A 12,092-nucleotide genomic window follows, 5' to 3' on the forward strand; every position below is an offset into this window, starting at 1 on the left:
GAAAGGCGTCGCACCACTGATCGAGAACGTGGCCTTCGGCGCCCTACTTGCAGATAAAGCCTTCGACGCGGACTGGTTGCTCGCAGAGATCGATGCGCGAGGCGCGTGCGCTGTGATCCCGCCAAAAATGAACCGAAAAATCCAGCGAGATCACGATAGACATGCCTACAAATGGCGCCATCTGGTCGAGAACTTCTTCGCGAAGATCAAGGAGTTCCGAGCCATAGCCACGCGCTACGAAAAAACCGCCTGTAGCTACGCCGCGAACTGGCATCTCGCCGCGACCATCATCGCATCCCGATAAATGTCCACGGGCCCTAGGCCGCGCCCGACCAAGAGGGGCGTCGCATCTGCGTTTCCGATCCGGGCGGCTGGTCCGGCCTGTTGCCCTCCTGTCACGAGCGACGGTTTCGCGGCCCTTGCGGGCGGCGGTCGCGGTGGACGGCATTGATAGACAAGCGCCGCGCCCCGTCTTATGAAGGCACGACTTTTCCGATCTCTTGAAGGTATCATCCATGATCAAGGTTTTCGGCCACAAGGCCCCCGACACCGACTCGACCGGCTCGCCCATCATCTGGGCCTGGTATCTGTCCGAGGTGCGCAAAGAGCCTGCCGTTGCCGTGCTGCAGGGCGAGCCGAATACCGAAGCCGCGTGGATGCTGTCGAAATGGGATCTCGCCATGCCCGAGATCATCGCCGATGTTGCCGCCGGCGACAAATGCGTGATCGTCGATACGAACAACCCGGCTGAACTGCCCGCCTCGATCAATGATGCCGAAGTCATCGAGATCATCGACCACCACCTGCTGGCTGGCGGCATCAAGACGCGCCTGCCGATCAACATCACCATCCGTCCGCTGGCCTGCACCGCGACCATCATGTTCGACCTGATGGGCGAAGAGGCCTATGCCCGCGCCCCCCGCGCGATCAAGGGCGCGATGCTGACTTGCATCCTGTCGGACACGCTGGAATTCCGCAGCCCGACCACCACCCCGCATGACCGTTTCGTCGCCGAGAAGATCGCCGCCGATCTGGGCGTCTCGATCCCGGCCTATGCGAGCGAGATGTTCGCCGCGAAATCCGACGTCTCGGCCTTCTCGGAAGAGGCCCTTCTGCGCATGGATAGCAAGGAATACGAATTGGGCGGCAAGCAGCTGCGCGTCTCGGTTCTGGAAACCACCGCGCCGCAGGTTGTCTTGGACCGCAAGGCCGCGCTGATGGCCGCCATGCCGGGCGTCGCCGCCGCCGACGGTGCCGATGAGGTGCTGCTGTTCGTCGTCGATATCCTCAAGGAAGAAGCGACACTGCTGGTCCCGAACGACTTCGTGAAGCAGGTCGCCGAGAAAAGCTTCAATGCCAGCGTCAGCGGCGACAGCGTGGTTCTGCCCGGCATCATGTCGCGCAAGAAGCAGATCATTCCGGCTCTGGCGATCTAAGGACACGGCCCCATGACGCAGATCATCAATTCGCTGGCCGAGGTTTCGGCCGATTACGACGTGCTTTTCTGCGACCTGTGGGGCTGCCTGCATAATGGCGTGGCGGCCTATCCGGCCGCCGTCGCCGCTCTGCAAGATTTCCGCACCAAGGGCGGCAAGGTCGTGCTGCTGACCAATGCGCCGCGCCCTTGGAAATATGTCGAGGCCCAACTCACGCGCATGGACGTGCCGCGCGACGCTTGGGACGTGATCGTAAGCTCGGGCGATGCCGCGCAAGACGCGATGTTCGCCGGTGCGGTCGGGCGCAAGGTCTGGGCGATCTCGCTGCCCAAGGACGAGGGCTTCTTTGCCGATATCCCTGAGGAATGGCAGGACGCCCCCGCGATCGAGCGCGTCGAGCTGGATCAGGCCGAGGGTATCGTCTGCACCGGTCTTTTCGACGAGGTGAACGAGGTTCCCGAGGATTACCGGGCAAGGCTGTTGCAGGCCAAAGAACGGGGCCTCAAGCTGCTTTGCGCCAATCCCGACATTATCGTCGATCTGGGTGAAACCCGGCTTTACTGTGCCGGCGCTCTGGCCGAATTCTATGAGGATCTGGGCGGGACTTCGCTTTATTTCGGCAAGCCCCATGCCCCGATCTATGAACTGGCCAAGCGCAAGCTGGGGCTGGGGCCGGATGCGCGCATCCTTGCCGTGGGCGATGGGATCGCCACCGATGTTTCGGGCGCCGCCGGCGAAGGGATCGATGCGCTCTTTATCACCGGTGGGCTGGCTTTCGACCAGTTCGGCCCGGATGTCGAAAACCCTCAAGCGGCCAAACTGAACGAGTGGCTGGCCCTGCGCAGTGCCGCGCCGCGTTATAGCATTGGCCGGCTGCGCTGATTGGCGCGGTAATATCAGACCAATTATAAGCCTGTTTGGGTTATTTTGTTGCGCGCCTGATCCCGTGCTGCTATGCAGCAAGACGGGAAGCGGAGGCGTTGAATGATGCTCGACAATTTTCCACGCGGCACGATCGTGATCGAAGATCTCGAAATCGGCATGGTCCGCCACCTGCAAAAGCTGGTGACGGACGCCGATATCGAGATGTTCGCGCAAGTCTCGACCGACCGAAACCCCGTGCATCTCGATGAGGCTTACGCTCGCGACACCATTTTCGAAGGTCGTATTGCACATGGGATGCTGACCGCTGGCCTGATCTAGGCGGTGATTGGCGAGCAACTGCCCGGTCATGGCACGGTCTATCTGGGCCAGACGCTGAAGTTCATGGCCCCCGTCCGCCCCGGCGATTTGGTCCGCGCCGAGGTCAAAGTCGAGGCAATCGACTATTCCCGTCGCCGCGTGACCCTTGCAACCCGCTGCCTCGTCGGCGATACGGTCGTTCTCAATGGCGAGGCCCTCGTGTTGGCGCCAAGCCGCAAATTCGACTGAGCGGGCCGCGGATCGGCCCATCGGGGGCCTCTTTGCGCATCCATCACGACTGGAAAGCTCTGCCGCAGGACGCACGCGGTGCGACTGTTGCTATGGGCAACTTCGACGGCGTGCATCTGGGCCATCGCTCGGTGATCGATGCGGCGCGTGCGGCAATGGAGGCGCCTTTGGGTGTGATCACCTTTGAGCCGCATCCGCGAGAATATTTCCAACCCGATGCGCCCGCCTTCCGCCTGATGAATGCGGAATCCCGCGCCAACCGTCTGGCGCGCCTTGGGGTCGAGCATCTTTACGAGCTTCCCTTCGACAGCGTGCTGGCGGGGCTTGCGCCCGAGGATTTCGCCCGTGAGGTCCTGTCCGAGGGGCTGGGCGTGCGCCATGTCACCGTGGGGGCCGATTTCTGCTTTGGCCGCAAGCGTTCGGGCGATGTTCACACACTCACGCAACTGGGCCACCAACTTGGCTTTGGCGTGACCGTCGCGCCGCTGATCGGGGACGGCAAGGACGAATATAGCTCGACCGCGATCCGCATTGCCTTGGCCGAGGGCCGGATGCGCGATGCCGAGCGGATGCTGGGCCATTGGCACCGCATCGACGGCGAAGTGCTGCATGGCGACAAGCGCGGCCGCGATCTGGGCTATCCGACCGCGAATATGGCCGTTACCGGCCTGCATCTGCCGCGTTTCGGCGTCTATGCTGTGCTGATCGATGTGCTGACCGGGCCCGAGCGCGGGAGTTACGCGGGCGTGGCCAATCTGGGCATCCGTCCGATGTTTGACGGCTTGGTGCCGAATTTCGAGACCCATATCTTCGACTTCAAGGGCGATCTTTACGGCCAGCATGTCTCGGTCGCTTTGGTCGAATTCTTGCGGCCCGAAATGAAATTTGACAGCCTCGATGGGCTGATCGCGCAGATGGATGCCGATAGTGCCCGAGCGCGCGAGATTTTGGCGGCGAAGTGATGCGCAAGAAATTCTGTGAACTGCCCCTCAAGGATCTCAAGCCCGACGAATGGGAGGCACTTTGCGACGGCTGCGGCAAATGCTGCCTGAACAAGATCGAATATGAGGATACCGGCGAGATCGCCTTTACCTGTGTCAGCTGCAAACTGCTGGACGGCGATAGCTGCCGCTGCTCGAATTACGAGAACCGGCATCAATTCGTGCCCGATTGCGTGGTGCTGACGCCGAAGAAGCTCAAAGAGATCGCATGGTGGTTGCCCGCGACCTGCGCCTATCGGCTGCGCACCGAGGGAAAGCCGCTTTACCCGTGGCATTACCTGATCTCGGGCGATCCGGAATCCGTCCATGAGGCCGGGATCAGCATTCGCGGTCGCACGGTCAACGAATTGACCGTGACCGAGGACGATTGGGACGATTACATCATCGAGGATCTGGCATGAATTTCGCTTCCGACAATGTGCATGGCATTCACCCGAAAGTCCTGAAGGCATTGGCGGATTGCAATGACGGCGCGATGGGCTCCTATGGGGCCGATCCGATCACCGCCCGCGCCGAGGAGGCCTATCGCGAGATTTTGGACGCGCCCGAGGCCGTTGTGCGTTTCGTCGCCACCGGAACCGGGGCCAATGCCTTGGTCTGCGCCCAGCTTTCGCCCAGTTTCGGGCGCATCTATTGCCATGACAGCGCCCATATCCATCGTGACGAATGCGCCGCGCCCGAGTTCTATTCGCATGGTGCGAAGCTGGTCCCCTTGCCGGGCGCGTTCGGTAAACTCACCCCAGAGACGCTGGCCGACGCAATCCGCTTTGGCAAGGCGGGCAGCCTGAATGATGGGCGCAATGCCCTGGTCTCGCTGACCAATGCCACGGAATGGGGGACGGTTTATGATGCCTCCGAAGTGGCGGCGCTGAGCGCGATCGCGCATGAGGCGGGCTTGACCGTCCATATGGACGGCGCGCGTTTTGCCAATGCGGTGGCGGGTCTGGACTGTTGCGCCGCCGATCTGACCAGCCGGGCAAGCGTCGATGCCTTATGCTTTGGCGGCACCAAGAACGGTGCCATGGGGGCCGAGGCGGTGGTCTTCTTCAATCCCGCCCATGCCGAGGGGTTTGATTATCGTAGAAAGCAGGCCGGGCACGTCTGGTCGAAGCAGCGTTTCCTGGCGGCGCAAATGCTTGCCTTGGCCGAGGGCGGGCTGTGGCTCGATCTGGCGCGCCATGCCAATGACGCGGCGACGCGACTCGGGCAGGGAATTCTTAAGGCGGGGGGCACGCTGGCGGCGCCGGTGCAAGCCAATGAAGTCTTTGCGACTTTGCCCGCCATAGCGCATGAGCGGGCCAAATCGCATGGCGCGGCCTATCATTTGTGGCAGGAAAAACCGCCCTTGCCGGGCGAGGACGTCACCATTCGCCTCGTGACCAGCTGGGCCACGCGCGACGAGGATGTGAGCCGCTTTCTGAGCCTGATCGCTTAATCCGCGCGCAGGGCGCTCGCGAGCAGGTGGAGCGCGTGTTCGACCGTGGCGGCGCGCACCGCGTCGCGGCCAAGCGCGCCGAAATCCACGGTTTCGGTCCGGATGCCCCAGGCATCGGCGAGGCCGAAGCAGACCCGCCCCTCGGGCTTGTGCTCGGACCCTCCCGGACCCGCGATCCCCGTCACTGCAACCGCGATCCCGGCTTGTGAGCGGGCAAGCGCGCCCGAGGCCATTTCCGCGGCGATTTCTTCGCTGACCGCGCCGTGAGTATTGAGCGTCTCGGGCAGGATGCCCAGCATCTCGATCTTGGCGGCATTGGAATAGGTCACGAAGCCCCGATCCACCACAGCGGACGAACCCGGCACATCGGTCAGATGGCCGATGATCAGCCCTCCGGTGCAGCTTTCGGCGGTGGCGATCATCACGCCACGCGCCCGCGCCAGATCAAGGACTTCGGCTGGGGTCAAAGCTTCAGGACTCCGTGATAGATCCCGGCAAGGATCACCGAAACCACGCCCGCGAACAAGCCCGCCCAGAGGTCGTCGAGCATGACCCCCTTGGCATCGCCGCGACGGTCGGCGCGCCCGACGAGCCACGGCTTCCAAATGTCGAAAAGCCGAAACAGCAGGAAGGGCGCGACAAAACCGGGCCAAGCGTCAAGGATAGAAACGCCGTGCCGCCAAAGCGGGATCACGGTGAAGCACATGGCGAGCCATTGGCCCGCCACCTCGTCGATGACGATCTCGGACGGGTCCTTGTTTTCGCTGCCTGCCACGACGCGCGGCACGGCCCAGAAGCCCAGCACCGTCGCCAGCACGAAGCCCAAGGGCACAAGCAGCGGCGTCGCGATCTCGCAGGCCAAGACGGCCAGCGCGACCGCCGCCGCCGAGCCCCAAGTGCCGGGGGCGGGGCGCAGCAGGCCCACACCGAAGAAGGTCGCGATCTGGCGTTCCATCCTTACCCCCGGATCAGAGTTGCGGTGGCGATCGAGGCAATGCCTTCCTCGCGCCCGGTGAAGCCGAGCCGCTCGGATGTCGTGGCCTTGACGCTGATGCGGTCGGGATCGACGCCCATGATCTCGGAGAGGCGCAATTGCATCGCACCCGCATGCTGCCCGACCTTGGGCCGCTCGCAGATCAGCGTGACATCGGCATTGGACAGGCTGAAGCCCATGCTGCGCGCGAGTTCGATCGCGTGGCGCAGGAAAATATGGCTTTCCGCGCCTTTCCATTGCGGGTCCGAGGGTGGGAAATGCCGCCCGATATCGCCCTGCGCCAAAGCGCCATAGATCGCATCGGTCAAAGCATGCATGCCGACATCGGCATCGGAATGGCCCAAAAGCGCCTTGTCATGCGCGATCTTCACGCCGCAAAGCCAGACATGATCGCCCGCCGTGAAAGCATGAACGTCGAAACCGTTTCCAAGGCGAATATCCATCGCGGCCCCCATGATGCGTTCGGCGCGCGAGAAATCCTGCGGCCATGTCAGTTTCAGATTGTCCTCGTCTCCCGACGTGACGGTGACGGAAAGCCCGGCGCGTAAGGCAAGCTCGACATCATCGGCGCCTCCCTCGGGATAGGCGCGATGCGCGGCCAAAATCGCGTCAAGACGGAAACCCTGCGGAGTCTGGGCGCGGAAAAGCCCGTCGCGGCTGGCGGTGCCGGTGACGCGGTTGCCCTCGGCGCGCCAGAGCGCATCGGTGACGGGCAGGGCGGGGGCAGCGGCCTCGGCACCGGCCTCGAGGGCGGCGATCACGCCATGGATCACGTCGGGGGCGATCAGGGGCCGCGCGCCGTCATGGATCAGCACATGTGTGATGCCGCGCCCTTCGAGCGTTTCGAGCGCGGCGCGGATGCTGGCGCTGCGGGTCTCGCCGCCCGCAACCAAGACCACCGGTCCGGCCAGTTCGCCGATCGCACGGGACATGTCCTCGGGCGCGACGGTGACCGCGATATGGGGGAAATCGGCGAATGCCGCAATGCTGCGCGAAATCACGCTTTGCCCGTCAAGGCCGCGCCATTGCTTCGGGACGTCGCCGCCCGCGCGCGTGCCCCGGCCCGCGGCGGTGATGATGGCGGCATATGTGTCAGGTATCTTCATGGGGCGCATGATTAGGCGAGGCTTCGGTGCGAAGCAATCGGCCAGCGCTGCGACCAAAGGCGTCACAGATTATACGCGCGCGCCGGTGGCCCATGCCGTCGGTTTCTGCGTATAAGACCGGGAAGGCCCATCGCGGCCATAACCTGTCGACCATTCGCTTCGGAGCCTCCGCCATGACCGATCCCGCAACCACCGACCTTTCCAAGGATGCCGCCGCCCGCGCCGCCGTGGCGCTGGTCGAAAATGGCATGAAACTGGGCCTCGGCACCGGGTCCACTGCCAAGGTCTTTGTCGATCGTCTGGCCGAGCGCGTCCATGCCGAGGGGCTGGACCTGCGTCTGGCCTCGACCTCGCAGGCGACGGCGGATCAGGCGCGCAGCCTTGGCCTCGTGGTTTATGAACTGGATGATCTGGGCTGGCTCGACCTGACCATCGACGGCGCCGACGAGGTCGATCCGGACCTGAGCCTGATCAAGGGCGGCGGTGCGGCGCATCTGCGCGAAAAGATCGTCGCGACCGCCTCGGATCGCATGGTGGTCATCGCCGATCAGGGCAAGGTCGTCGAGCGTCTGGGCAAATTCAAGCTGCCGGTCGAGGTCATCCCCTTCGGCTGGCAATCGACCCGCACCCATATCGAGCGCGCCTTGACTGATCTCGACATGGCGGACCGCCCGATCATCCTGCGCGAGAAGGACGGCGCGCCCATCCGCACCGACGAGAATAATTACATCCTCGATCTCGATCTGGGCGAGATCCATGACGCGCCGGCTCTGGCGGCCAGCCTTTCGGCGATTGCCGGAGTGGTTGAACATGGTCTTTTCCTGAATATCTGCAATCTGGCGATCATTGGCCGCCCCGACGGCTCGGTGGTCGAGCTGCGGCGCGAGGATCTGGAATGACATTCGACTATGATCTGTTCGTGATCGGCGGCGGCTCGGGGGGCGTGCGCGCCGCCCGGATCGCGGCCAGCGAATATGGCGCGAAAGTGGCCTTGGCCGAGGAAAGCCGCATGGGCGGCACCTGCGTCATCCGGGGCTGCGTGCCGAAAAAGCTGATGATCTTCGCCTCGCAAGCGGGGGCGATGGCCGCCGAGGCGCGGGGCTATGGCTGGACCACGGCAAATGCCGGGCCCTTCGATTGGGCGATGTTCCGCCAGAAGCTGGACGCCGAACTGACGCGTCTGGAAGGGGCATATACCGGCGGCCTCGTCGCGGCGGATGTCGAGATCCACAAGAGCCGCGCGCGTCTCGCCGATGCCCATACGGTCGAGCTGGCCGATGGCCAGCGCTTCACCTCCAAGCATATCCTGATCGCGACGGGCGGCCATCCGCAGCGCCCCGGCATCGAGGGCGAGGAACTGGGACTGGTCTCGGACGATCTCTTCCTCATGGAGAAAGTGCCGGGCCGTGCTCTGATCATCGGCGGCGGCTTCATCGCCTGCGAATTCGCCACCATCCTGCAGGGCATCGGGGCGGAAACCGTCCTGAGCTATCGCGGCGATGCGGTGCTGCGCGGCTTTGATGGCGGAATGCGCGAGAAGGCGACCGAGCAACTGCGCCTGATCGGCGTCGATCTGCGCCTGAATTCGAGCCCCGTCCGGCTCGAGCGGCAGGACGAGGCGACGCTGGTCGAATTCGCCGATGGCAAGCAGGAGAGCTTCGACGCGGTGTTCTTTGCGACGGGACGTGTGCCCAATACGGGCGGATTGGGCCTCGAAGAGATCGGCGTCGGCTTGGGCGAGCGCCGCGAAATCCTCGTCGACGAATGGTCGCAGACCGCAGTGCCCTCGATCTTCGCGGTGGGCGATGTCACCGATCGCGTGAACCTGACCCCGGTCGCGATCCGCGAGGGCCACAGCTTCGCCGACACGATCTTCGGCGCGAAACCCCGCAAGGTCGATCACCGGCTGGTCGGGGCGGCGGTCTATCTGCGTCCCCATGAAGTCGCCTCGATCGGTCTGACCGAAGAAGAGGCGGCGGCCAAAGGTCCGCATGAGGTCTGGGAGGCCAGCTTTCGACCAATGCGCTCGCTTTTCGCGGGCTCGGAAATCCGCGTGATCATGAAATTTCTGGTGGATGCCAGCACCCGGAAGGTCACCGGCTGCCATATCTTTGGTCCCGATGCCGGCGAGATGATCCAGTTGATCGCGATCCCGATGGGGATGGGTGCGACCAAGGCCGATTTCGACGCCGCCATCGCGGTGCATCCGACCTTGGCCGAAGAACTGGTGACGATGCGCAAGCCAAGCCGCTATATTGGTGGGGCGCATCCTGACAAAACCGTTGGCGCGGCTTGATTTTTGCGCCTTCGGCCCCAATTGGAACCTGAAACGACGAGCAGACGAGGCAAGAGAGGCATGGCGGGACAAGGCCCTTGGGGCGGCGGAGGAGATGACGGCAAGGGTGGCAAAGAGCCACCCCAAGGGGGCCAGAGGCCCTGGGGCAATGCCGGGGGCAACAAGGGTGAGGACCCGCGCGGCGGCCCGCGCCGTGGCGACCAGATGCACGAGATCGAGGATCTCATGCGCAAGGGACAGGACCGCCTGCGCGTGTTGATGGGCGGCAAGGGTGGCGGCGGTCCGCGCGGCAATGGCAATGGCCCGCGCCGTCAGGCCGGCCCGCAGATGACCAAGGGCAGCTGGGGCCTTGTCGCTCTGGGCGGGTTGGCTTTCTGGGCCTTCATGTCCCTATACACCGTGAATCCTGAAGAACGCTCGGTCGAGCTTCTGTTCGGCCGTCCCTTCGCCACCGGCGAAGAGGGCCTGAATTTCGCGCCCTGGCCGGTCGTGCGCGCCGAGGTCGTCTCGGTATCCAGCGAACGCACCACCGAAATCGGCACCGGCCGCGCCGGACCCATGGATAGCGGGCTGATGCTGACCCGCGACCAGAACATCGTGGACATGGCCTATCAGGTGGTCTGGAACATCTCGGACCCCGAGAAATACCTGTTCAACCTTGCCGATCCCGAAGACACGATCCGCGCCGTGGCCGAATCCGCGATGCGCGACATCGTGGCGCGCTCGGAACTCGCGCCGATCCTGAACCGCGACCGCGGCACCATCGGCGAGGATCTGAAGCTTGCCGTGCAAAATACGCTCGACGCCTATGAGGCCGGTATCAACGTGGTCCGGGTCAACCTTGACCGCGCCGACCCGCCGCGCGAGGTTATCGACAGCTTCCGCGAGGTGCAGGCCGCACAGCAGGAACGCGACCGTCTTGAAAAAGAGGCCGATGCCTATGCCAACCGCGTGCTCGCCAATGCCCGAGGCGAGGCCGCGGCCGTGATCGAACGCTCGGAAGCCTATCGCGCCGATGCCGTGAACACCGCCGAGGGTGAGGCCGCGCGCTTCAACTCTGTCTATGACGAGTATGTCAAGGCACCGGACGTCACGCGTCGCCGCATGTATCTGGAAACGATGGAGAAAGTCCTGGGCGGTGTGAACAAGGTCATTCTTGATGGCGAAGCCGGTCAGGGTGTCGTGCCCTATCTGCCGCTGGACCAACTGCGCAGCGGTGCCCAGCCCGCCACGAATGCCAATACGACGAGCGGGGGGAACCAGTGATGAACCGTGCAATTTCCATTCTGGTTCTGCCCTTTGTCGCGGTCGTGGCGCTTTTGATCATGGCCTCGGTCTATATCGTCGATGTGCGTGAAAAGGCGCTGGTCATGCGCTTTGGCGAGGTCGTCGATGTGCGCGAAAATCCTGGCCTTGGCCTGAAGGTTCCGTTCATCGATCAGGTCGTGCGCTATGACGCGCGAATCCTCGGCATTCCGACGCCGCCGATGGAGGTCACGCCGCTCGATGACCGCCGTCTGGTCGTCGATGCCTTCGCGCGCTGGCAGATCACCGATGTCGTGCAGTTCCGCCGCGCGACCGCCGCAGGTGGCATCCAGTTCGCCCAGCAGCGTCTGGCAGATATCGTGACCAACGCGATCCGTCAGGTCATGGGTTCGGTGCCCTCGACCACGGTGCTTTCGGATGACCGCACGCCGCTGATGAACCAGATCCGCGATCTGGCCCGCGCCAATGCCGAGGATCTGGGCGTGCGCGTCATAGACGTGCGCCTGACCCGCACCGACCTGCCCGAGCAGAACCTGACCGCGACCTATGCCAGGATGCGCGCCGAGCGCGAACGCGAGGCCGCCGATGAGATCGCCCGCGGTGGCGAGGCCGCGCAGCGCGTCCGCGCCGCAGCCGACCGCACCGTGGTCGAGCTGACCTCGGAGGCCCGCAAGAAGGCCGAGATCGTGCGCGGTGAGGCGGATGCCCGCCGGAACGCGATCTATGCCGAGGCCTTTGGCCGCGATCCCGAATTCTTTGCCTTTACCCGGGCGATGACCTCCTACGAGCGTTCGCTGAAGGCGGATAACAGCTCGATGGTGATCAAGCCCGAAGGCCAGTTTTTCGATTATCTCCGCGATGACGGCGCGGACAGGGCAAATCCGGTCCCGGCGGCCCCCGCCGCGGCTCCGACCGAGCCCTCTCCCGAACCGGCGGCCGAACCCGCTGCCGACGAGCCCGTCGCACCCGAGGCGACCAATCGTGAAGGCCAGCCTCTGGGCGAGAATGCCGGGGTTAAACTGACGCCGTTGCCGGAATCGCTCGCCCCGCCGCCGCAGCAGGAAAGCGTGGTGCCGGCCGCGCCGGTCGAGTAAGGATCCGACGGAAAAGGGGCGCGGTCTGCGCCC

13 protein-coding genes and 1 pseudogene are annotated in these 12,092 nt (G+C 64.1%); 11 read left to right on the forward strand and 3 right to left on the reverse strand.

What is annotated here, in order from left to right; translation table 11 throughout:
* The 7 genes and pseudogenes from ESZ60_RS04465 to ESZ60_RS04495 form a co-directional block, all read left to right on the forward strand.
* Positions 1-304, forward strand: a 304-nt coding sequence (locus tag ESZ60_RS04465) for a transposase (RefSeq protein ID WP_167620062.1), incomplete at its 5' end; no start/stop codon positions are given.
* A gap of 211 nt (positions 305-515) precedes the next feature.
* Positions 516-1,436, forward strand: coding sequence for a manganese-dependent inorganic pyrophosphatase (locus ESZ60_RS04470; protein WP_134679229.1), 921 nt, complete (start codon positions 516-518; stop codon positions 1,434-1,436).
* Between the two features lie 12 nt (positions 1,437-1,448).
* Positions 1,449-2,318: a TIGR01459 family HAD-type hydrolase gene (locus ESZ60_RS04475; protein ID WP_134679230.1), complete on the forward strand. Its 870-nt coding sequence runs from the start codon at positions 1,449-1,451 to the stop codon at positions 2,316-2,318.
* A gap of 105 nt (positions 2,319-2,423) precedes the next feature.
* Positions 2,424-2,867: pseudogene (locus ESZ60_RS04480) on the forward strand (MaoC family dehydratase).
* A gap of 32 nt (positions 2,868-2,899) precedes the next feature.
* Positions 2,900-3,829: a bifunctional riboflavin kinase/FAD synthetase gene (locus tag ESZ60_RS04485; RefSeq protein WP_134679231.1), complete on the forward strand. Its 930-nt coding sequence runs from the start codon at positions 2,900-2,902 to the stop codon at positions 3,827-3,829.
* The gene (locus tag ESZ60_RS04490; protein ID WP_134679232.1) at positions 3,829-4,269 is read left to right on the forward strand and encodes a YcgN family cysteine cluster protein; all 441 of its coding nucleotides are present in this window, start codon (positions 3,829-3,831) and stop codon (positions 4,267-4,269) included. The genes ESZ60_RS04485 and ESZ60_RS04490 overlap by 1 nt, the downstream gene beginning before the upstream one ends.
* A complete protein-coding gene (locus tag ESZ60_RS04495; protein WP_134679233.1) occupies positions 4,266-5,303 on the forward strand; it encodes a threonine aldolase family protein in 1,038 nt (345 codons plus the stop codon). The genes ESZ60_RS04490 and ESZ60_RS04495 overlap by 4 nt, the downstream gene beginning before the upstream one ends.
* Here ESZ60_RS04495 and ESZ60_RS04500 read toward each other — a convergent pair.
* Genes ESZ60_RS04500 through ESZ60_RS04510 form a run of 3 tightly spaced genes read right to left on the reverse strand, consistent with a single transcriptional unit; the run spans position 5,300 to position 7,403 of the window.
* Entirely contained in the window at positions 5,300-5,770 is a 471-nt protein-coding gene (locus ESZ60_RS04500) for a CinA family protein (protein ID WP_134679234.1), read from the reverse strand. The two genes, ESZ60_RS04495 and ESZ60_RS04500, sit on opposite strands and share 4 nt — an antisense overlap.
* On the reverse strand, positions 5,767-6,258 hold the full coding sequence (locus ESZ60_RS04505) for a phosphatidylglycerophosphatase A family protein (RefSeq protein WP_134679235.1): 492 nt from the start codon (positions 6,256-6,258) through the stop codon (positions 5,767-5,769). The genes ESZ60_RS04500 and ESZ60_RS04505 overlap by 4 nt, the downstream gene beginning before the upstream one ends.
* 2 nt (positions 6,259-6,260) lie before the next feature.
* A complete protein-coding gene (locus ESZ60_RS04510; RefSeq protein ID WP_134679236.1) occupies positions 6,261-7,403 on the reverse strand; it encodes a bifunctional 2-C-methyl-D-erythritol 4-phosphate cytidylyltransferase/2-C-methyl-D-erythritol 2,4-cyclodiphosphate synthase in 1,143 nt (380 codons plus the stop codon).
* A 173-nt stretch (positions 7,404-7,576) separates the two neighbouring features.
* On the opposite strand from ESZ60_RS04510, the gene rpiA reads away from it, so the two are divergent.
* The 4 genes from rpiA to hflC are packed head-to-tail and all read left to right on the forward strand — an operon-like array spanning position 7,577 to position 12,059.
* Positions 7,577-8,302, forward strand: a complete 726-nt coding sequence (gene rpiA / locus ESZ60_RS04515) for a ribose-5-phosphate isomerase RpiA (protein ID WP_134679237.1) — start codon at positions 7,577-7,579, stop codon at positions 8,300-8,302.
* Positions 8,299-9,699 carry a glutathione-disulfide reductase gene (gene gorA, locus ESZ60_RS04520; protein WP_134679238.1) on the forward strand — a complete coding sequence of 467 codons (1,401 nt, stop codon included), beginning with the start codon at positions 8,299-8,301 and terminating at the stop codon, positions 9,697-9,699. Before rpiA ends, gorA begins: the two co-directional genes overlap by 4 nt.
* A 60-nt stretch (positions 9,700-9,759) precedes the next feature.
* Positions 9,760-10,965, forward strand: a complete 1,206-nt coding sequence (hflK, locus tag ESZ60_RS04525) for an FtsH protease activity modulator HflK (RefSeq protein ID WP_134679239.1) — start codon at positions 9,760-9,762, stop codon at positions 10,963-10,965.
* On the forward strand, positions 10,965-12,059 hold the full coding sequence (gene hflC / locus ESZ60_RS04530) for a protease modulator HflC (protein ID WP_134679240.1): 1,095 nt from the start codon (positions 10,965-10,967) through the stop codon (positions 12,057-12,059). Before hflK ends, hflC begins: the two co-directional genes overlap by 1 nt.
* Positions 12,060-12,092 lie beyond the last annotated feature (33 nt).

Source organism: Paracoccus ravus, from assembly GCF_004522175.1.
Lineage (GTDB): Bacteria > Pseudomonadota > Alphaproteobacteria > Rhodobacterales > Rhodobacteraceae > Paracoccus > Paracoccus ravus.